The sequence below is a fragment of the Pseudoalteromonas sp. THAF3 genome (assembly GCF_009363775.1).
GTDB classification, from domain to species: domain Bacteria; phylum Pseudomonadota; class Gammaproteobacteria; order Enterobacterales; family Alteromonadaceae; genus Pseudoalteromonas; species Pseudoalteromonas ruthenica.
Genome location: NZ_CP045418.1, coordinates 1,049,053 through 1,070,669 on the forward strand (window position 1 = coordinate 1,049,053; position 21,617 = coordinate 1,070,669).

The following is a 21,617-nucleotide window of genomic DNA, read 5'->3' on the forward strand; positions in this document are numbered from 1 at the left end:
AAATTGTTACAAATGATGAGTGTTAGCGCTTATCAAAGCTTGCCACTAACGCATCAAGCTGCTCTGCACATTCGTGCAAGGTCGTGACTGTGGCTTTCACATCGGCGCTTTGCATGGCGATAGCGTCACTGGCACTGCTGATCAGTTCAACTTGTCGGCTCACATCACTCATTACCGAGCTTTGCTCTTCCGTCGCGGTGGCAATAATCGTGGTAATGTCGTTAATTTGTTCGCTAGCTTTGGCGTTATCATTTAGCAGGGTGCTGCTTTGCTCCATAATTTCAACACTGCGCAGCGCGCCTGAACGGGCTTGCTCCATACGCGCCACCATATTGTTGGCAGAGTCGTTAAGGCTATCGATAGTGCGTTGAATCTGTGCCGTGGAGCTAGACGTTCTACTTGCTAACGCGCGCACTTCATCAGCGACAACGGCAAAGCCTCGGCCGTGTTCACCAGCGCGGGCAGACTCAATCGCTGCGTTTAGCGCCAGTAAGTTAGTTTGCTCGGATATTCCCGTTATGGCACTGACCACATCGGATATTTCTGAGGTTTTGGCGACTAACTCTTGCAGCTCTTCGCTCATTTGCTCTACGCCTTGGGCGAGGCTGTTTATTTGTGCCAGTGCATCGGCTACCTGGGTACGATTAAACTCATTATGCTGTTGCCCTTCGGCAGTGAGCGAGGCTGCACTAGCGGCATTGTTGGCTATCTCTGCAACCGTGGCTTCCATTTGGTTTGCAGCCGTTGCTACACTGATTGTTTGCTGCTTTTGTTCCTCTAGCGAACTGGCTTGAGCACCGGCTTGCTGGCGCAACTCGCTAGCGCTGTGGCCAACCTGCTGGCTTTGCTGTGCGACCGCTTTAATCGCATTGTCTATTTTCGATAAAAACTCATTAAATCCGCTGGTGAGCTCGCGCAGCTCGGGTTGACGCAGGGTATCAAAGCGATGATCCAAGCGTGCTTGCCCTTGCCCAAGCTCAATAAAGCGTCGAGCGATGTCTTTAATGGGGGCAGTAATATTCGTTGCTAATACAAACCCAGCCACACACATTAACGCTGCAACGACGATGGAAATCATAACAATCTGCCACATTAGCGCATTGACACTGGCAAAGACTTCATCCGCAGGGACTTGGGCAATAACGTACAAATCGGTATTAGTGATAGGGCTGGCGGCAACAAAGTAGTCACTTTGATGCAGGTTGAGTTCAGTGATCGCAAACTCATTGCCCAGTAGCGCTGTGCTTACTGGTTGTTGATAGATATCTTCTAGTGTGGCTTTGGCGACCAGTGCTGCGTCAGGGTGCAGCTGCACTAAGCCTTGGCTGTTAACTACATACACAAAGCCAGACTTTTCGATTGTGAAGCGCTCGAGCATCTGCTGCATGTCATCAATACTTTTCGCCAGGCCAGACAGTCCAAGTCCGCCCACTTGCTGGTAATTGACGAACATTTTCACATCCCCTGGGGCTTCTTGATAAATGCTGATAGAACGGGGCTGTGCGCTGTCTTTAAAAGCGAAAAACCAACCGTCTTGCTCAGTAGTGAGGACGCGTAAAAAGCCGTCTTGATTCCAGTATTCGCCGCTATTGCGGTTAGCCCAAGAGGCAGTGGCTAAATCATATTGTTGTGCGACTTGTTGCAACTGCTGAATTAGCAGGGCGTCATCGGCGCGTCCTTGGGTTTGCGCCCAACGCGCCACCATAGCGCTGCTAGCTAGCTGCTCACTGGCATTGAGCAGGGTGTTAATCTCGTTGCTGATATGGTTATTAATGGCTTCTACTTTAGCGGGTAACTCGGAGTGGAGCATGCGCTCGGCAATAGCCTGTTTAGCACTATACAGTGAAATGGAGCCAATAATGGCTGCCACTACGATGGCAATAAACGAGGCCAGTAGCGTGACTTTTTGGCGAATTGTGAGTTGAGCTAGCTTCATACAACTTTAGGGCAACAATAAGTAGGTTAAGATAATTCTACCCGCTGCAATAAAAAAAGCCCAGTGCAAAGCAGCTGGGCTTGGCTTCTAACAAGCGAAAGGGTTATACAATTTTCTTCATGGCCGACATATAGCCTCGCAGTACGCCACCAACTTGCTCGACCGGGTGAGCGCGCAGTGCATCATTGACTTGGATCAGCGCTTGGTTATCAACGCCTAAATCTTGGCTATCTAGGCCTCGACCGATGACGTCGGTGTCAATATTCGCCATAAAGGGTTGCAGTAATGGCAAGCAAGCATGGTTGTATAGGTAGCAGCCATACTCTGCCGTATCAGAGATAGTGCGGTTCATTTCGTAGAGCTTCTTCCGTGCGATGGTGTTGGCTATCAATGGTGTTTCATGCAGTGATTCATAATACGCAGACTCTGCTTTGATACCCGCTGCAGTCATCGTTTCGAACGCCAGCTCAACGCCGGCTTTCACCATGGCGACCATTAAAATCCCGTTGTCGAAAAACTCTTGTTCAGCTATTTCCACGTCACTATTTTGTTGTTTTTCAAAGGCGGATTGCGCTGTTTGCTCACGCCAATTAAGTAATTTAGTGTCGTCTTCGGCCCAATCGGCCATCATGCCTTTGGAAAATTCGCCGCTGATAATGTCATCCATGTGCTTGTTATAAAGCGGGCGCATAATCGTTTTTAGCTCCTCGCTTAGAGCAAAGGCTTTCAGCTTGGCAGGGTTACTTAAGCGGTCCAGCATGTTGGTAACGCCACCATGTTTGAGGGCTTCAGTGATCACTTCCCAGCCATATTGGATGAGCTTGGATGCGTAACCAGCGTCAATGCCTTTTTCGACCATTTTATCAAAGCACAATAGTGAACCGGTTTGTAACATGCCACACAAAATAGTTTGCTCGCCCATCAAATCGGATTTTACCTCAGCGACAAAAGAAGACAGCAGCACCCCAGCGCGATCGCCTCCGGTGCCTGCCGCATAGGCCTTCGCTTGTGTTAAACCTTTGCCTTCAGGGTCATTTTCTGGGTGTACAGCAATGAGTGTGGGGACACCAAAACCACGTTTGTATTCCTCTCGTACCTCAGAGCCAGGGCATTTCGGTGCCACCATGATCACGGTGATGTCATCGCGAATTTGTTGACCTTCCTCAACGATATTAAAGCCATGAGAATAGGCCAAAGTTGCGCCTTGTTTCATCAGTGGCATGACCTTTTCCACGACGCTGCTATGTTGCTTATCTGGCGTTAGGTTAAGCACTAAATCAGCGTCTGGGATCAGTTCCTCGTAAGTCCCGACGATAAAGCCGTTTTCACTGGCATTTAAAAATGATTGACGCTGTTGTTCAATAGCAGAATCACGCAGTGCATAGCTTACATTCAAACCTGAGTCACGGAGATTAAGGCCTTGGTTGAGTCCCTGCGCACCACAACCGACAATCACGAGCTTCTTACCTACTAATGCATCGACACCGTCGCTGAACTCACTGCTGTCCATAAATTCGCATTGACCTAATTGAGCCAATTGCTCTCGCAGAGACAGGGTATTGAAATAGTTTGCCATGGTTAAATCCTTGAATAAAAAATTGCTGCACTTTGAAAAGTCATTGCTAGAGAATGTAGGTCACTTTTTATATTGCGTAAAATGATATATTTGTATTACTGTGTTTCATAATATGAAATGCTGGAAAGTGATATGCATCATAAACAGTTGGAATATTTTTTAGCCTTGGCGGAGACCTTGCATTTTGGCCGTGCCAGTGAACGCTGCTATATCAGTGCACCGACGCTGAGTCGTAATATAAAGCAGTTAGAGCAGCTGTTAGGTGCCAAGTTGTTTATCAGAGACAATCGTCAAGTGGCGCTGAGCGATGCCGGTGAGCATTTCATCACCTACGCGAAAAATACGTTGATGCAGTGGCAACAGCTAAAGGCTAGTTTACATGGTGCGAAGGAGCTTCAAGGAGCGCTGAGTATTTATTGCTCGGTCAGTGCCGCGTATAGTTTTTTACACCCGTTATTAAGTGCTGTGCGCGAACGTTATTGCGGAGTCGAAGTAAAGCTGCATACCGGAGACCCTGCTTATGCGTTAGAACGTGTGTTGGATCACCATGAAGATATGGCTATCGCCGCTAAACCAGCGAAGTTACCCGCGCAAATTGCCTTTCGCCGCCTAGGGTGGTCGCAATTAGTATTTATTGCTCCTAAAACACCGTGCGATATCAGTCGTCAAGTGGCTAACTCACCTTCCATTCCTTGGCAGCAACTGCCTTTTATTATTCCTGAGCAAGGAGAGAACCGTACCCGACTAATCAGCTGGTGGCGAAAGCGGCGTATACAACCGCCTATTTATGCGCAAGTCAGCGGTCACGAGGCGTTGGTCTCTATGGTATCTTTGGGGTTGGGTGTTGCGCTAATTCCTCAGGTGGTGTTAGAAAATAGCCCATTTGCACAGAGCGTGCAGATCTTAAATGTGGACGATGCGCCACCGCCCTTTGAAATAGGTTTAGTCGCACAACAGCGCCGTTTAAGTGAATCAGTACTCGGTGCATGTTGGCAATTGGCGGCGCAACTGAAATAATGCCTAAGTGCATTCACTGTCGGTTCTATAAGCGTGATTAAAAGGACGCAATTTGTGAATGATTGTAATTATTGCTGATCTGTTAAAAGGGTGTTGCTAGCATGTCGAGATGTTTAATTTAGGGGTGATCTATGCTTGGCACGCACAGTCGACTATTGGCTATGTTTCTGATCGCTGCGGTGTTTAGCGCGCCGTCGGCACAAGGTGAGGAAGTCGCGCTAAATCAGTGGCATGTAGGCGCTAACATCGGCTACGGCAGCATGACCAATCCACTTCATGGTGGTGATAATCTGCCGTTAATACTTATCCCCGATATCGCATACTATGGCGAGTCTTGGTATTTTGACAATGCGCAACTAGGCTACACCTTTGTTGAACACTCCGAACATGTGCTTAGTGTCGTCACTGAATTTAACCCTGAGACCCGTTTTTTTGTTGATTGGCACCCGAGCCGCGTCTTCGCTTTACAAGGGAATTCTTTCACTAGTATAGAGATGGATGGCCCACGGGTCGTTGATATTCACGATGTACGAAAGCGTCAGTGGGCATTAGACGTAGGCTTGGAGTACCATTACTTTTCCAGCGCCGGGCAAGTCACCGTTAATGCGCTGGCGGATACCACCAGTGTCTATAATGGTTGGCGCGCGGATATTAGTTGGCGTAACAGTTATCGTATGCAGCGGTGGATCGTCGAACCGACGGTGGGTATCAAGTACGCTAATGCAGAAATGAATACCTACTTTTATGGCCTACAACAGCAAGAGGTGACCGGGCTAGATGCGTTGAGCCTAGGCAGCACTTTACAGCCCTACGCCAACATTGATGTCAGCTTTATATTGAATAAGCGCAATGCGCTGCGCTTTCATGTGGGTTATATTGACTACCATAGCCTGGCCAATGATAGTCCCTTGTTTGAGGAGTCGAGCGCAGTAACGGCCTTTATTGGCCTCAAGCACGTGTTTTAATATGATCAGCGCCGTTTTTGCAGCGATCTTAGTTAATGCCGTATCACTTAGCAGTACGCTTACGCTAAGTGATACGGCTTTGGTGATTGCTCCGCAATACTGTGTGGTTGCCGAAAAGGGGCAGGCGTGCGAAACGGCCATGCATATCCGCTGGCAACTACCGCAAGCGATGCCGGTGTGCTTGCGCGAGAACGAGCGAACCTTGCAATGCTGGCAAGACCAGCGGCAAGGGCAGTGGCATTATAAAGCCAAGGTTCAGTTACCGGCCATATACTCCCTTACCCATGCACAAACCGGCGAATTAGTCGTAGATACCCAACTGGAACTGCAAACGATGCAAAGCTCGCGTCGGCGCTTACGTTCGGTGTGGAGTTTTTTTTAATTCAGGAGTTGGCACATGGCGAACATACTCTTAGTTGAGGACGATTTGGCTCTACAAGAGCTAACCCGAGACTATCTGCAACAGAATAATTTACATGTCGCAGTGCTGTCTCGCGGTGATGAGGTGATGGACTACCTTAGTAAACACAAGGTGGATTTAATGATTTTAGATGTCATGCTGCCAGGCAAGGATGGCTTCACTGTGTGCCGCGAAGTACGTGATAAGTACGCGCTACCCATTTTAATGTTGACCGCCAAAGGCGAAGATTTTGACCAGGTCATCGGTCTTGAGCTAGGTGCAGATGACTATGTGATAAAACCTGCTGAGCCTCGGGTGCTGCTGGCGCGTATTACCGCACTTCTAAGACGCACCCAAGAGCAAGATAAAAGCGTGCAAACTGTCACCTTTGGCGAGCTGAAAATTGATAAAAATAGCCGCATTGTGACGTTGAAAGGGCAGGAAGTATCGCTGACCTCTCATGAGTTCGAGCTATTGTGGTTACTGGCAAGCAATGCTGGTGATGTACTGAGCCGCGAATATGTACACGAACAAATGATTGGCCGTCAGTATGATGGTTTAGATAGAACTGTTGATGTACGAATTTCACGATTACGCAAAAAACTAGGTGATAATAGTGATAAACCCTATAGAATAAAAACGGTATGGGGTCAGGGGTACCTGTTTGTAAGCGATGCGTGGAGTGAATAACTAATTTGGGCAAACTGTTCGTCAGCCTTTATCTATATATCATTGTATCCTTAGTGTTGGTGACCGGCGTAATCGAGCGCCTGTGGCCCGTTGATGAACAATCGACTCCGTTAGCGTTGGAGTTAGGCCATAACTTCAAAGCGCTGGCACAAAGCCCATTAGGGCGTCAATATATCCAAAGTCACTATCCTATGCGCACCATCGACAGTGGTGCCATTGCCTTGCCTGTTGAGCTACAAACTCGGATCGATAACAAAGAAGCTGTGCATGTGTATGACGCCAATGAGCATCTTATTTGGTATGTCCCTGTAGGCGACTTACAGCTTCTACAAGTGGGACCCGTACGCTTGGAAAAGCCTGAAAAAGAAGGCTTCTTTTGGCCGTACCTGTTAGTGCTCTTGGTTGTTGGTGCGCCGGTGGGGCTTTGGAGCTTCATGTTGTGGCGGGATTTTAATAAGCTCAGCGAAGCCTGTGCCGAAGTGGATGGCCGCCGCGAGTTTCAGGTCAGTGACATTGGCCGCTCGTTTTTATTGCCCATTACCGATGCGCTGCAAGTGATGCAGCGACGTATTCACAGCTTGCTAGACGCACAACGTGAACTGACATCCTCCGTATCCCATGAGTTTCGCACCCCTCTAGCGCGTCTTAAATTTGCCTTGGCAATGGTTGAGCAGGGCGCCGATGAAAAACAGCGCAAGTATGTGCAGTCGATGACCGGTGATGTTACCGAGCTGGAAAATTTAGTCAGTGAAATGCTGCATTATGCGCGCTTGGACGCGCAAAGTCCGAGTCTAGAATCTCATCTAGTGGATTTGAATGAGCTGATGGAATCACTGGTAGACAAGCTCAATTTTGACAGCGCAATTGCAATCTCAGTAATTTATGAGCAGCCTAATTTGTATCGTTGCGATCCACACTTTATCAGCCGTGCATTTCAAAATATTTTAGGCAACGCCATTAAACATGCCCACAGTCGTATAGAAGTGCGCCTCCAAGCCAGCGAGGAGCAATGTATCATCAGTGTCGAAGATGATGGCGAGGGGATCCCTGATAGTAAACGAGCAGATATCTTTAAGCCATTCATTCGCTTGGATAAAAGCCGTGATAAACGCACTGGGGGCTACGGCCTTGGTTTGGCTATATGTGGCAAAATTGTTCATTGGCACCAAGGCGAAATCAGTGTCGACGACAGTCCACTCGGCGGTGCACGGTTTACCATCATATTACCGTTTATCAAAGGCAAAACCCTTGGCTTAGACTAGCCAAATACAGACCTTGCCTTACTCGCCTTGCGGTATTAGCACAACAAGAGCTACGGCAGATACCTTCTAGCGCGGTGAATCCATCGCCTTGCTTTGCATAGGCGTTGCCTTGGTGCCATTTAACAACATCCCCAGCACGGTATATCTCACGCCGAAATGGTAGCTGATAAAACCTATCAACAACGTGGTACTAAGTGAAATAGTAAACTTGGCTAAGGCTGGAAGTAGGGTATTGCTGAGTGGTATTTGCACGCACATTAATACTGGAATGTGCATAAGGTAAATCCAATAGGAAGCGTCGGAGATGTAGCGGCTATACTCATTGTATTGGTTCAGCCAGCGATAGCCCGCTAAATATGCCACAGCGGTGCAGCTTAATATGGCGAGGGTTTGTACTACAACTAACAACAGGTTGATATGCGCTACGCGAGTTTCACCGGTATTTACGGCAATCCTTACTTGCTCAAGGCTCGGTGCTTCAGGTAATAGGTAAAAATACGCGCCCACGGTTAAACAGGCAACGAGCACGAGCGGCTTAAAATAACGCAGCGCAGCTAATACGGTATTGTGGTGATGGTATAAACTTGCACCTAGCATAAACAAAAGCCCATAGGTGCAATAAGCCCAAAGTTGCGGCTGTAAGGTGTGGGGTGCAGGGAAGGGCACGACTAAGTGAGCCATCCCAGCACTTATTACAACGGGTAACGCAACCACTATAAATACCGGATTAACAACCACCTCAAGCAACTTGCTTATTAACCGCTGACTTTTATTCAGCAACCAAAACAGTGCACAGAATTGCATCAAGTACCATAAAAACCATAGATGCATAGTGTTGATCTGCGGCTCTTTCACGGCCATCAACAGATTTACTAACGGTGGGGGATGATCACTGAACTCTGCTCCCCATACCATTAATTGAAATAGCACCAGCAGCGTCAGTGGCAAAAAAATAACAAAGGGTAGCAGCACACGCTTGGAGCGGTTGCGAATAAAATGACCATTGCCGCGTTTAGTCACTAAAATAGCGGCACAGAACCCAGCGATAACAAAAAAAAGTGGCATGCGAAATAGGTGTGTCCACATGGCGAGATAGTCAAACAGCACATGTTTATTGGTGTCGACACTCAGCCACATATTGTGAAAATAAGGGCCATAGGCCAAGGCGGCGTGGAACACGACGCCAAGTAATAACGCTAAGCCCCGTAAATTATCAATATAATGAAAACGCTGCTGCATTCGACATTCCTAACATTTCCCTGTTCCTTTAATGCTAACACCGAGTGGGCGTGTATGACCACTGCTGAACCACGCTTTTGTCATTGAAAATGAACCTCCCTCGATCAGCCTAATCCTAGTTGTTTTACGTTTAACATAAAATATGTTTTGACAAACATTGTTTTTGGTCGTAATTTAGTCAGCATGAAAATACGCATAAACCTTGATGTTGAGTTAGCAAAGAAAAAGATGTCACTCACGGAATTGTCGCAAAGAATAGGCATTTCGATGACCAACTTATCTTTACTCAAAAATGGCAAAGTAAAGGCGATTCGCTTTAGCACCTTGGCTGCGATCTGTGATGTATTGCACTGTCAGCCCGGTGATATTTTGGTCTACGAGCGTGATGCTGATTACTTAGATAATGATAAATAAAATCTCAGGAGCAGATATGTTAAACCGTGATCTCGCTATCCCGGCTATCGCTACGGTATTGCTAGCGATTCTATTTCCACTATATTGGAGCAACCTATATGGCCACGCGTTTGATGGCTTTGACACCGCATTTCAACAAGACCTTTACAGCCTGTCTTGGTCCGATGCCTTGTTTATGGTGATTGGTGCTCTTGAGATCTATGTTTATTGGACCCTGGCGAGAGTATTAAAAAATCATTTGAGTTTGCGCTTGGCGCGGACAATGCTCATCATCTTGGCGTGTATTGTCGCTATATTTCACGCCACCATACTTTTTGATCTGTTCTTTGCGATAACAGGCCAAGAGATGCAGCCTGATACGTTTTCAAATAGTGCGGTTGTTGCCCTATTTATTGCCGGTGGTTGCTTGTTACTGTACAGCGTTTTCGCTATCGCCTTGGCGCTTATCTTGCTGGTTGAGACAGCTCGTGATCAAGTGTTGCTAAAAGTCTTTGCAATCATGCTACTCATTATTGCTACTTTGCAACTGACGATGGTGTTTGCCTACGTGAATTTGCTGCTATTCCCAATGGCACTTATTGTGCTAACGCTATTTTTCAGTAAGAAACCAGACACGCTGGAGGTGGTGTAACAGCGCAGTACTGACATACATACCACGGCTCGGCGCCCTCGGCGCTGAGCTAGCATTTCGGCTTATGTCTTTAGCCAGCCCATCCTAATTTATCGTCCGATTGTTATCCTTTATATACGATTGCTCGTGCGCGCAGCGCTTATTCGCGTCTTAATTAAGTATGCTCACATCGGTGATGTGAACAGTGTGAGCCCTCAGCGGGTTTCTTACGTACCTGTTTAATTTATTTTAATTTGTGATTTTAAAAAAACTTATAAATACCATTGATTGTTATTTGAGTATCCCTATAATGACAGCAATTAAAATGAGAATGATTCACATCTTTAGTGGGATAACAACATGACATTGCGTAAATCTTTAGTTGCTAGTGCCGTGCTAGCTGCCACCCTAGGTTTAACTGGCTGCGGTGGTTCATCAGATTCATCAGATAACACCACCCCAGAACAACCAACAAATACAGCTCCTACCGACATCAGCTTGGCTAGCACGTCGGTAAATGACGATGTGGTGGGCTCTGAAGTAGGTGCGTTGAGTGCCACTGATGACGCTGATTCTGGTTTTACCTATACGCTGAGCGCTGATGAAGCACGTTTTGAAATTGTTGACGGTAATACCCTCAAGCTTAAAGACGGTATTGCTCTGAACTACGAGCAGCAAACTGAGGTTAGCGTAAGCGTCACAGTGACCGATGCGGGTGGTTTAAGCTTTGCAAAAGAATTAACCGTAACGGTTGCCGATGTGGCCCCTGAAGCAGGTGTTAACCTTTATGAGTTCGATTCTAAACTCGGAAGTGGTTCTTCAGTGAGCTACACCGGACAAATAGCTCGCCATGCCTTAAGCGCAGAAATCAAAAACTACATTGGCCAACTAACCGGTGACTTTGTAACCACTAACAGCTTGACCGGCGATGCAGTAAAAGCGCAGTTGATGGCACTGTGGGGAGACTATGAAGCCATCAAAGACGGTAGCCTTAACTTCGCTGATGGCATTGAGACAGAGCAAAACTCTTTTGCTCAAATCTCTTCATCAGGTAAAGAGCTTAGCGGCAAAGTCGCTGGTGCAGACGCAGCGAAAATGCATAAAGACTGGCTTGCAGCCGGTAGCTTTGTGGGATGGAGCGAATTTGGTGCCGAGGCCGCAACACCTGAAGGCTTAGTGTTTCATTATTTCGACCTGCTAGCGGCAAACATTGATAAATACAATGCAGGCGAGCTGTTGGTTGACCCAGCGGGCAACCAAATCACGAAGTTGTACATTACCGAAGCCGGTCTTGACCTCAATCAGCTTATTCAAAAGCATACCCTAGGCGCATTGATGTTCTCTCAAGGCACTGATGACTATCTGGATGAGGGTCTGACCACCGACAATATCGTGGCGCAAAAAGACGGTGGTTTATACACCACGCTCGAGCACCAGTTTGATGAAGGGTTTGGTTATTTCGGTGCAGCGCGCAACTACCTAGAGTACAGCGACGATGAAATCGCCGGTAAAGGCGGCCGTGATGGTTTTGCTAATGGTTACAACGATTACGACAGCAATGGTCAGATTGACCTAGCTGCAGAGTATAACTGGGGTAACTCAACGAACGCCGCTAAGCGTGACCGTGGCGCGACAGTGACCACGGATTTCACCGCAGCAGCGATGAACGCCTTTATCGGTGGACGTAAAATCATCAACGATAATGTCGGCAGCGAGCTTAGCGACGCGCAAATGGATGAGTTATTGGCGCACCGTGATATCGCTGTTGCCAATTGGGAAAAGGCGGTTGCGGCTACGGTTGTGCATTACATCAACGATACGTTGGCTGATCTAGATGAAATTAGCGATGGTGACTACAGTGCCGACAACTTTGCCGATTTAGCTAAGCACTTTGGTGAGATGAAAGGCTTTGCGTTGAACTTCCAGTTCAGCCCATTCTCTCCTTTTAATGACGATGCCAATGCTGGTAAGTTCGCCGAGTTACACGCCCTATTTGGTGACGCACCAGTAACAGGCGACGCCGATGCCATTGCCGCATACAGGGCTGACCTGGAAACAGCTCGTGATTTGATGCAACAAGTGTACGGTTTCAACGCTGAGAATGTTGCCAACTGGTAAGGCTCAGCAGCATGGCCTAAGGCCAGCATAAAGATCATAAAAGGTTAGCTTTTAGGCCTCGGCTTAACGCTAGCCTTTTTGTCGTTTAAATCCCCTCGTGGGATACCTAGCAAGTGGGAAGGTAGAATGAAAAAAGCAATCCTCAAGCAGGGCGCTCTGGCCCTCGCTGTGGCATTCGCTCTGGGCGGCTGTGGTGAGAGCACCTCAAGCTCGCAAGGCGCCGGTTTTAATGACAGTGGCAGCGGCGAGCCAACCTCACCGACCGAGCCGACCAGCTTTGATGAAGCGGCGCTGGTGGCAAGTTTAGTTGATAACGTGATCACCCCGGCGTTTACTTTATTTCATCAGCAAGCACAAGCGCAGCAAAGTGCGATTGCCAGTTATTGTGAGCTGGAGAAAGCCAGTGTCCAAACCAGCTCGGAGCAGGCGCAAACGGCCATGCTTGAAGCCCAAGATGCATGGTTAGATGCCATGGGCGCTTGGCAGCAGGTAGAGATGATGCAAATGGGACCGCTTTTGACCAACAACGGCGAGCTGCGTAACCGTATTTATTCGTGGCCTGCTATTAGCCGCTGTGGCATTGACCAAGATGTGGTGTACCACCAAGACGGCGTCATTAATAACGACCCTGAGCGACCATACGATATCAGTGCCCGTACCGCCACACGGCGGGGTCTTTTTGCATTGCAACATGTGCTCTTTAATGAGCAGTATGATCACCATTGTAGCGTTGCCAATGATGCCTTAGCGGATTGGAATAGCCGCACTGTGCTGGCGCGTAAAGTGGCGCGCTGTGAATATGCTGTCACCGCAGCGATGGATGTGCACAACTCCAGCACTGAACTATTGGAAAAATGGCAGGGCGACAATGGCTTTGCTGCTGAGCTCAAATCAGCGGGGCAAAGCGGGTCGCAGTTTGAATCTGCCCATAGCGCCCTGAATCACATCTCTGATGCAATGTTTTATTTAACCGAAGTGGTCAAAGATAAAAAGTTGGCAGAGCCCATAGGCATTTTACCGAACTCCTGTGGTACGTCTGCGTGTCCACAGGATGTAGAGAGCCTCGATGCTAAAAGCTCATTGGCGAATATCAAGGCCAACTTGCTCGCCTTTGAAGCCCTAGTCGTGGGTCAACGCCAGGGCGAGCCCGCGTTAGTGGGTTTCGACGATTACCTTGATGATGAGCAAGCAAGCGCCACCAAGGAGCGTATGCTGCAAGGGATCAGTGACACTAAAGCGGCGATTGCGGCAATTGAAAGTGACTTAGCCACTGCATTACTTGATAACGAAGAGCAGGTACGTGAAGTGCACACCCAAGTTAAAGCCATTACCGATGAGTTGAAGAACGACTTTATCAATGAGCTGGCACTTGAGTTGCCGACCACTTCGGCGGGTGATAACGATTAAGGATCATGATGAAACACAGTAAACTTGCCTTAGCCGTGAGTATTGCGGCATTTGGATTGAATGCTTTTGCTGCTGATAAAGAGCTCGAGCATATACAGATTATTAGCCACCACGACAAACTGCGCACCGAAGCAGGCTCGGCCACCTTAATAGGTGAAGCGCAGCTTGAAGAGTTTGAATTTGACGATATTCACCGCGTGCTATCACAGGTACCCGGGGTCAACATACGCGAAGAAGACGGCTACGGCTTGCGTCCGAATATCGGCTTTCGTGGAGTGACGCCAGAGCGTAGTAAGAAGATCACCATTTTAGAAGACGGGGTGTTGATTGGTCCGGCTCCTTATTCTGCGCCTGCCGCTTACTACTTTCCGTTAACCACGCGGATGACGGCGGTGGAGGTCTTTAAAGGGCCTGCGGCGATAAAATATGGCCCACAAACTGTGGCCGGAACACTGAATATGGTTAGCCGCCAAGTGCCAGATTATCGTATTGGTGGCGTCGATTTATCTGTCGGTGGAGATGGCTACAAAAAAGCCCATGCTTATTATGGCGACCGCCAAGGCAACCTTGGCTTTTTAGTCGAAGGGGTGCACTTACAAAGTGATGGCTTTAAAGAGCTTGATGGCGGCGGTGATACCGGCTTCGATAAAGACGATTTACTGGTCAAAGTGGATTATCAGCTGGATGGCCAGCGTTTCGACCAGCGTTTTGAGGTCAAGCTTTCTTACGCCGATGAACTCTCCGATGAGACCTATTTGGGCCTGACCGACGCCGACTACAAGGCCAACCCTTATCGCCGTTATGCCGCATCTCAGCCGGCACAAATGGATACTAAGCATACGCAAGTGATGTTTACCTATCAGCTAAGCGCACAAGATGTAAACCTAACAACGCGGGTTTACCGTAACGATTATGAGCGCGCCTGGTTAAAGCTAAATAGCCTGTCTAACAGCAATGCTAGCTTATCTGATATTTTGGCAAGCCCTGAGCAGTTTGCTGGTCAATATCAGGTGTTAAGTGGCCAGCGCGATTCTGTGCTCGCCGGTGAAACTAATTACTTTTTAAATATGGGCACCAATGACCGTGAGTACTACTCACAAGGCATTCAGCTCGATGGTGATTGGCAAGTACCGCTGTTTGGCTTGCAGCACACAGTCTCGTTTGGGGTTCGTTTCCACCAAGATGAGATTGAGCGTAATCACTATGAAGACACCTATGCCATGGTTGACGGCATTAATACTGCCATCGCCGAGACCCGCCGGTTCACCGCCGAGAACACAGAAAGCACCGATGCCTGGTCGGTGTATATAGAAGATCAGGTGACCATCGATAAGCTAACCTTAGGTGTTGGCGTGCGCGGCGAGTTGATGGACATGACCTATCAAAATGATAAGTCGGGTTTTGCTGATGATTGGCAACAAAAAACCACCCGTGTATGGTTGCCAGGGATCAGCGGCTTTTATCAGTTAGATGATAACAGCGGCTTGCTATTTGGTGTTCACCAAGGCTTTGTTCCTGCTAGCCCGTCGGCGCCAGTGCGTGATGGCGAAGACGAGTTTGAAAAAAGCGTGAACTATGAATTTGGTGGTCGTTATAACGATGGCATCACCCAATTTGAAATGGTCGGCTTTTTCAATGACTACGCTAATCTAATTGAAAGCTGTGGACAGTCAAATTGCGGCAGCCAAGGTCAGCTTGATCAAGAATTCAGCGGTGGCGAGGTGGATGTGTGGGGAGTCGAATCGCAAATAGCCCAAACCTATCCGTTAAATCTGCAACTCGATATTCCTATGAGTTTGACTTACACCTATACGCAAAGCGAGTTTAAACAAGCGTTGTTCTCTGAGTTTGTGCAGTGGGGTTACATTCGCCCTGGCGATAGGCTGCCTTATTTGCCAACGCACCAAGCGACGCTCAGTATCGGGTTGGCACATAAAAATTGGGTGGTTGATATGCTCATTAAGTATGTCAGCGATATGCCAGAAACGGCGGGCGTCGGTTACGAGGGCTTTGATGTCGCCTTAGCGGGTCAAGAAGTGCCGGCAACGACGGTGGTTGATATCGCGGCTCATTATGAGCTTGGCCAATATGGCCGCGTGTATGCCAAGGTAGATAACCTGTTTGACCAAGACAACATCGTCAGCCGTCGTCCTTATGGAGCGCGACCGGGTAAACCACGGACGCTGTCGCTTGGTTATAAATACCAGTTCTAAGAGGGTCGGGCCATGCTAGAGACTATTTGGCAAAGCATCGCGCAAACGCCGGATTACCTATTTGACGCCAATAAGCGTATTTTTATTGGTTACAGCATCATGGCCCTTATCTTAGCTGCGCTTGCTTATGGCTTGCGTAAGAGCAAGAAATCAACACGTGGCTTTTTTCGCTATGTGTTTGCAAAAAAAATCTGGTGGGCACCCAGTGCCCGCCAAGACTATCAGTTATGGATTTACAACCGTGTGCTTAAGGCGCTGTTGTTTACGCCTATTATTTTGACCATGGTGCCGGTGGCGCTGGCGACAACGGAGTTATTAGAGGGCGCGTTTGGTTTGCGAGCGCCGATGCCGTTGAGTGAAACCAGCGTGGTCATCATTTTTACCGTATTGCTGTTTTTAGCCGATGACTTTTCACGGTTTTTACTGCATTACGCACTACATAAGGTGCCTTTTTTGTGGCATTACCACAAGGTACACCATTCTGCTAAAGTGCTGACCCCTTTCACCATTTATCGCTCTCACCCGCTAGAGAGTTACCTTTATGCCTGCCGTATGGCGCTCTCACAAGGGATGGTGGTCGGTGTATGCTATTACCTATTCGGGACTAAGTTATCCATGGTGGATATTCTCGGTGCTAACATTTTTGTGTTCGCTTTTAATGCCATGGGGTCAAACTTGCGGCATTCGCATGTGTGGCTGAGTTGGGGGCGCCATGTTGAAAAATGGTTGATTAGTCCCGCGCAACACCAAATTCATCACAGTGACAATCCGCAGCACTTTGATACCAACCTGGGTTCGGCTTTAGCCATATGGGACCGATTATTCGGCACCCTCATCCGCGCCGATGAAGTGGGCAAGATCAGTATCGGGGTGGGTCAATACGATGCCGGGCATGATTCTATCTGGGCTATTTACACCAAGCCGGTGCGCGATTCTTTCGCAAGCCTAAAACCTAAGCGCAAAGCGGATACTTTGAAAAAGCCAGTGGTATAAAAAGTAAGGTAGAGGAATAGGCTGGCGACGGGCATTGCCAGCCTATTAAATGAGGGAGTAGGCCCTCAGAAAGTAGTTAGTGGTAGGCGCTGCGCTTGGCAAAACCTAACTGATGTAGATGATTGATCAAGGCCGGGTCGTCTAAGCGCTCTGGGGTGCTGTCACCGCGCAGGGCATGATCTTTTGGCACTTGATAGACATCGAGCATTTTTTGGAATAGTACGTAACGTAAAAATTCCGGAGTCACACCTGAGTCTTGGATATCGTCGAGCTGCGACTGCAATTCACGCATTTGCTGCTTATCAAGTTTGCTGTGCGTTGCTTGCTTATTGTCGATGGTCATAATCAACCTCCTACACACATCGGCAATTGCATATTAACGAATGTAATCTGGTTGCCTTTGCTAAATTCTGTGTTAAAAATAGTGACTTACATCACTGTATAGACCTAGTTTACTCCTTTTTTTACGGTTATTACCAACAACCGTGTAAAGCTTTGTAAATAGCGCCACACCTGTATTCGGAACGTTCCAAGCTTGGTGACAAGGTACAAAATTGATAAGTAAGTGATAACTAAATAAAACGCGTTATCACTTACCTAAAAGCGGGATTATTTAAGAAAGTGAAATTTTCTCTTTGACGTGCTCAGCGAAACCACTACCGGCCTCAAGGTAGAAGTTGTAAGTAGAGTTTACGCCCAATTCCTCGAGCTCTTTTTGCTGATCTGGGTAATTTGCAATGGCGGTAACTTGCCCCTCATACCCCGAAGCTTGTAACTGTTCTAAGGCGAAGATATTTTGATTGTGCTTAGGCATGGCTAACATCACCATTTCCACCTTCGCATGGTTCAAGCGTTGCCAAAAATCAGGATCGGTGGCATCGGCAGTGACCACTCGACGCCCGCGCTTGACATGACGAGCCACCACTTCGGGTTTAATATCGATCCCCGCCACCGCTTGTGGGAAGCTCTGAGCTATAGTCTCATAGGCACCGGTGCCTATGCGGCCCATGCCAAAAATAGCGATGCGGGTATTGTGTAGATTCACAGGTAGCTCTTCTGGCAGTCGCGAGTCACTTTCAAAAGGCAGTAGCCAACGCTCTATTTTTACATAGATATCATTGGCTCTGGCATTTAACGGTGAAGCAACCACGAAGGTAATGGCCACCGCCGTGGCAACCACGGCCAGCCATTGTGACGACAGCCAACCACTGCTTGCGGCTAGCGCACAGACAATAAGGCCAAACTCACTGTAGTTGGCAAGCGTAAAAGCACTCAATAGGGAAGTACGCGCACGTAGGCGCACAGCATTAGTCAACACATAATAAAGCGCGACTTTAAAGACCAGCACAGAGACCACCAAGATAGCAGCAACCAATGCACTGGCGGTAAGCTCGGCATTAAGACCTATGGTTAAGAAAAAACCAACCAGGAGTATATCTTTAAAGCTCAGTAATGACTTAGCGAGTTCCCCCGCTTTTTTGTGGCTGGCAAACATCATTCCTAAGATCAAGGCCCCTAAATCACCTTTGATGCCTGCAAATTCAAAAGCTTGGTAACCGGCGACAAGTGCGAAAAAGAAGCCAAAAAGGGGCAGTAGTTCGCCGTGCTTGGAGCGGTTTAATATCCAAAACATGACTGGGCGCATCAGTGGCAACAACACCATCAGGGCAATTGCCCAGTAATTGGGTAGTTTGCCAGTACTGGCTACTAAAAATAGCACTGCGAAGATGTCTTGCATGACCAGGATGCCGATGGATATTTTACCATGGAGGCTCGACATCTCACCGCGATCTTCAAGCACTTTAACGGCAAAAACGGTACTGGAGAAACTAAACGCAAAGCCAAGCAATAATGCGGTTTGCCAGTTCAGGTCGATAAAGAGGGGCAGGGCGAACACCCCGAGCAGTAGCAAAAAGCCACAAAACAATGCGGTACTAATAATAATGTGGGCACTGGCGGGGAGCCACACTTGCACTTTCATCAGGCTCGACACTTTGAGCTTTAAGCCTATGCTAAACAACAATAGGGTGATCCCCAACGCGGCGATTTGATCCAATAATGCAGTGGTTTTATAGCCAGCCATATGTAAGACAAATCCGGCTACCAAAAAGCCGACCATGGGGGGAAGTTTCACTTGATAGGCAGCAAAACCACAAACAAAGGCAACGGCAAAAAAGATCAGTTCCATAAAAGTGTTATCTTAGTGCAGGTGTAATCAGTGTAACTAATTGTAGAAGTTATTGAAAATACTATGTATGCCAGGGCCCATTTCCTCTCGCTTTAATCGTGATTGAAGTTTTTTTATGGTTTGCATAAGTTTTCACTGACAAGGGCGCGCAATTGTGGTTAAGATGCAATAAAGGATTCATTAACAGGAGAAGTGATGTTTAAAAAAATCCTGGCCTCTGTAGGAATTGGTGCCGCGAAAGTCGATACGGTACTACAAACTGAGCATTTACACCCCGGGCAAAAGTTTCATGCCGAAATCATTATAAAAGGGGGTGATGTAGAACAAGATATTTCTGGTTTGGAATTGGCCTTGATGACTCGCGTAAAAGTAGAGTCAGATGATGGCGACTACTTTACTAATCATATTATTGAAAAGTGGCGTGTGAGCGAGAAGCTGACCTTACAACCTGGTGAAGAAAAACGTATTCCGTTTGAAGCACGATTGCATTCTGAAACTCCGATCACCGAATTTATCGCCGGTTACAACCAAACCCATGTATGGATTCAGACAGGTTTAAATATCGATTTGGCCATTGACGCCAGTGATCGCGATCCGTTGCATATTTACCCTAACGAAGCTGTTAAAGCCTGTATGCAGGCAATGGATAGGCTGGGCTTTAGGTTAATGAAAGCCGATGTTGAAAAAGGCTATTTGCGCGCACCGAGCTTCCATTCTACCTCGGGCTGCTATCAAGAACTTGAGTACCGACCGCAAAGCGGCGGCATGTTTGGCATTCAAGAGGTTGAGCTATCGTTTGTCCCCGAAGCACATAAAACGCATGTTTTAATTGAGCTAGATCGCGCGTTTCGCTCCGACGGGTACATTGATTTGACCATAGAGCACGATCATGTGAATTTATCGCAGATCTGCGACCAATTAGAGCGCTTAATTCACTAAGTTGGCAGAACAACAAAGCGTTAAGCCCAGCACCGCTGGGCTTTTTTAATGGGATATAAGTATGACGATACACTGGCTATGTAAAGGCTTTGATGAGCTGACAACCACCGAATTATTCACTTTGATGCGTGCTCGTGTTGATGTTTTTGTCGTCGAGCAGCACTGTCCCTACCCAGAACTGGACGATGGCGATATTGATGCCAATAGCAAACATATTTTAGGGTATCAGAACAATCAATTGTGTGCTTATGCGCGTTGTATCGACAAGTCAGAAAGTGTCGCTATCGGACGCGTGCTCGTGCTGCCCCATGCACGAGGACAAGGGGTAGCCCAGCGCTTAATGCAGCATGCTCTAGGCGTGTGTGAGCAGTTTTTTAGTGAACGTCCGGTAATGTTAAGTGCGCAGACCTATTTACTTGGCTTTTATCAGCAATTGGGGTTTGTGACGCGTGGGTCGCCTTATCTGGAAGACGGCATTGAGCATCAGGATATGTATTTGTATAAGCGCTAACATCCCGACACTTTTAGGTAGCGCCCGCTAAAGTTGCTTAATGGCTCATATCACCTACCTTTAGGGAATAAAAGTAACGAGCAGATGACAAGCTACCGGCTGGGCATTACAGCGCCAGTGACTCAATGGAGTGCGACTTGAGTGCAACAAACACCCCGATGGAACCGGATACTGAAGAGGTCGAAGAACACCTAAGAGAAGCTATCGACGATAGCACTGTCTTAATAGTCGAAGACAACGATGCCGACTTTGATTTACTGCGGGAGGTGTTATCCCCTCATTTCAATGTTAAGCGCTGCCGTGATGGTGAAGCTGCGCTGCGACTTATTATGGACATTGCCCCGCATATTGTGATCAGCGAATTTAGTTTGCAAGGCATGGACGGTATTGCTTTATGTCAGCGAATTCGAGAGCACAGCCGTTTTGATGATATTCCGGTATTAATGGTCAGCAGTGAGGAGCATGCCCAGCGCGAAGTTGATTTTTGGGATGCTGGGTGCAGTGACTTTGTGCGTAAGCCCTACAGCTTAACGACCTTGTACAAGCGAGTAATGCACCATTTAAAATACAAGAAAATGCTCGATGAATACAAAGAAGCGGCCATGGTTGATTCACTCACAAAAGTGTTTAATCGCCGCTACCTTGAGTCCACCATGCTGCAGTTATCCAGTCGCCATGAAACACCGGACATATCGGCCTTGCTGATTGATGTGGACTGGTTCAAAAAGTACAACGACAGCTACGGCCACCTCGCCGGGGATGCGGCGTTGGTACAGATTGCTGAAGTACTCACGCACAGCTTGATGCGCTCGACAGACTTTGTAACCCGCTTAGGAGGGGAGGAGTTCGCGGTTATTTTGCCGCATACCGATGCAAGCTGAGCATAACTTATCGCACAGTGGGTACTCACCGGTGTCAGGGCCGTTAGCCTTACCTCATAAACACTCGGACTATCACCGTATTAGTGTCTCTGTTGGCGGGATCACCTGTGGATTTGCACCCAAGGACTGGCGCAGCATGATTAAACAAGCAGATGAAAACCTATACCAAGCAAAAGCACAAGGACGAAATAAAGCGATATGTACTGTTGAGCAGGGGAGTCAGCCGCAGTAACTCAATGCGGCTGACTAGCTAGGCTG

General features: G+C 47.8%; 20 protein-coding genes. 15 read left to right on the top strand and 5 right to left on the bottom strand.

Features of this window, described 5'->3' with window-relative positions; genetic code table 11:
• Positions 1-22: 22 nt before the first annotated feature.
• Both FIU82_RS04805 and ilvC read right to left on the bottom strand, forming a co-directional pair.
• The gene (locus FIU82_RS04805; protein ID WP_152440474.1) at positions 23-1,936 is read right to left on the bottom strand and encodes a methyl-accepting chemotaxis protein; all 1,914 of its coding nucleotides are present in this window, start codon (positions 1,934-1,936) and stop codon (positions 23-25) included.
• Between the two features lie 103 nt (positions 1,937-2,039).
• Positions 2,040-3,512, bottom strand: coding sequence for a ketol-acid reductoisomerase (ilvC, locus tag FIU82_RS04810; RefSeq protein ID WP_022945732.1), 1,473 nt, complete (start codon positions 3,510-3,512; stop codon positions 2,040-2,042).
• Positions 3,513-3,644: 132 nt separating this feature from the next.
• Between ilvC and ilvY the strand changes: the two genes are divergently transcribed.
• The 5 genes from ilvY to FIU82_RS04835 all read left to right on the top strand — a co-directional run bounded on the left by ilvY (position 3,645) and on the right by FIU82_RS04835 (position 7,846).
• The gene (gene ilvY / locus FIU82_RS04815) at positions 3,645-4,529 is read left to right on the top strand and encodes an HTH-type transcriptional activator IlvY (protein ID WP_022945731.1); all 885 of its coding nucleotides are present in this window, start codon (positions 3,645-3,647) and stop codon (positions 4,527-4,529) included.
• Positions 4,530-4,660: 131 nt separating this feature from the next.
• Positions 4,661-5,494 carry a MipA/OmpV family protein gene (locus tag FIU82_RS04820; RefSeq protein WP_152440475.1) on the top strand — a complete coding sequence of 278 codons (834 nt, stop codon included), beginning with the start codon at positions 4,661-4,663 and terminating at the stop codon, positions 5,492-5,494.
• A 1-nt stretch (position 5,495) separates the two neighbouring features.
• A complete protein-coding gene (locus FIU82_RS04825) occupies positions 5,496-5,876 on the top strand; it encodes a DUF3019 domain-containing protein (protein ID WP_152440476.1) in 381 nt (126 codons plus the stop codon).
• A 15-nt stretch (positions 5,877-5,891) separates the two neighbouring features.
• Positions 5,892-6,584: a response regulator gene (locus tag FIU82_RS04830; RefSeq protein WP_152440477.1), complete on the top strand. Its 693-nt coding sequence runs from the start codon at positions 5,892-5,894 to the stop codon at positions 6,582-6,584.
• 5 nt (positions 6,585-6,589) lie between these two features.
• On the top strand, positions 6,590-7,846 hold the full coding sequence (locus FIU82_RS04835; RefSeq protein WP_152440478.1) for a cell wall metabolism sensor histidine kinase WalK: 1,257 nt from the start codon (positions 6,590-6,592) through the stop codon (positions 7,844-7,846).
• A 66-nt stretch (positions 7,847-7,912) separates the two neighbouring features.
• On the opposite strand, the gene FIU82_RS04840 is transcribed toward FIU82_RS04835, so the two are convergent.
• A complete protein-coding gene (locus tag FIU82_RS04840) occupies positions 7,913-9,085 on the bottom strand; it encodes an acyltransferase family protein (protein WP_152440479.1) in 1,173 nt (390 codons plus the stop codon).
• 183 nt (positions 9,086-9,268) lie between these two features.
• Here FIU82_RS04840 and FIU82_RS04845 point away from each other — a divergent pair, with 183 nt between their 5' ends.
• The 6 genes from FIU82_RS04845 (at position 9,269) to FIU82_RS04870 (ending at position 16,840) form a co-directional block, all read left to right on the top strand.
• Positions 9,269-9,499 (top strand): helix-turn-helix transcriptional regulator, encoded by a 231-nt coding sequence (locus tag FIU82_RS04845; protein ID WP_045978285.1) that lies wholly within the window; start codon positions 9,269-9,271, stop codon positions 9,497-9,499.
• A 16-nt stretch (positions 9,500-9,515) separates the two neighbouring features.
• Complete coding sequence (locus tag FIU82_RS04850) at positions 9,516-10,130, top strand: hypothetical protein (RefSeq protein WP_152440480.1); 615 nt, start codon at positions 9,516-9,518, stop codon at positions 10,128-10,130.
• A gap of 339 nt (positions 10,131-10,469) precedes the next feature.
• Positions 10,470-12,227, top strand: a complete 1,758-nt coding sequence (locus FIU82_RS04855) for a DUF4856 domain-containing protein (protein ID WP_152440481.1) — start codon at positions 10,470-10,472, stop codon at positions 12,225-12,227.
• Positions 12,228-12,353: 126 nt separating this feature from the next.
• Entirely contained in the window at positions 12,354-13,634 is a 1,281-nt protein-coding gene (locus tag FIU82_RS04860; RefSeq protein ID WP_045978170.1) for an imelysin family protein, read from the top strand.
• A gap of 8 nt (positions 13,635-13,642) precedes the next feature.
• Complete coding sequence (locus FIU82_RS04865) at positions 13,643-15,847, top strand: TonB-dependent receptor (protein ID WP_152441460.1); 2,205 nt, start codon at positions 13,643-13,645, stop codon at positions 15,845-15,847.
• A 12-nt stretch (positions 15,848-15,859) separates the two neighbouring features.
• Positions 15,860-16,840 (top strand): sterol desaturase family protein, encoded by a 981-nt coding sequence (locus tag FIU82_RS04870; protein ID WP_152440482.1) that lies wholly within the window; start codon positions 15,860-15,862, stop codon positions 16,838-16,840.
• 76 nt (positions 16,841-16,916) lie between these two features.
• Here the strand turns inward: FIU82_RS04870 and FIU82_RS04875 are convergent, their stop codons facing one another.
• Positions 16,917-17,183 (bottom strand): hypothetical protein, encoded by a 267-nt coding sequence (locus FIU82_RS04875; protein WP_022945719.1) that lies wholly within the window; start codon positions 17,181-17,183, stop codon positions 16,917-16,919.
• 270 nt (positions 17,184-17,453) lie between these two features.
• Entirely contained in the window at positions 17,454-19,028 is a 1,575-nt protein-coding gene (locus FIU82_RS04880) for a cation:proton antiporter family protein (protein WP_152440483.1), read from the bottom strand.
• A 195-nt stretch (positions 19,029-19,223) separates the two neighbouring features.
• Here FIU82_RS04880 and FIU82_RS04885 point away from each other — a divergent pair, with 195 nt between their 5' ends.
• From FIU82_RS04885 to FIU82_RS04900, 4 genes are all read left to right on the top strand, one after another.
• On the top strand, positions 19,224-19,967 hold the full coding sequence (locus FIU82_RS04885) for a sporulation protein (RefSeq protein WP_152440484.1): 744 nt from the start codon (positions 19,224-19,226) through the stop codon (positions 19,965-19,967).
• A 67-nt stretch (positions 19,968-20,034) separates the two neighbouring features.
• A complete protein-coding gene (locus FIU82_RS04890) occupies positions 20,035-20,478 on the top strand; it encodes a GNAT family N-acetyltransferase (RefSeq protein ID WP_152441461.1) in 444 nt (147 codons plus the stop codon).
• A 137-nt stretch (positions 20,479-20,615) separates the two neighbouring features.
• Complete coding sequence (locus tag FIU82_RS04895) at positions 20,616-21,359, top strand: diguanylate cyclase (RefSeq protein ID WP_172972703.1); 744 nt, start codon at positions 20,616-20,618, stop codon at positions 21,357-21,359.
• On the top strand, positions 21,349-21,591 hold the full coding sequence (locus FIU82_RS04900; RefSeq protein ID WP_152440486.1) for a diguanylate cyclase: 243 nt from the start codon (positions 21,349-21,351) through the stop codon (positions 21,589-21,591). The genes FIU82_RS04895 and FIU82_RS04900 overlap by 11 nt, the downstream gene beginning before the upstream one ends.
• The last annotated feature ends 26 nt before the right edge of the window (positions 21,592-21,617 follow it).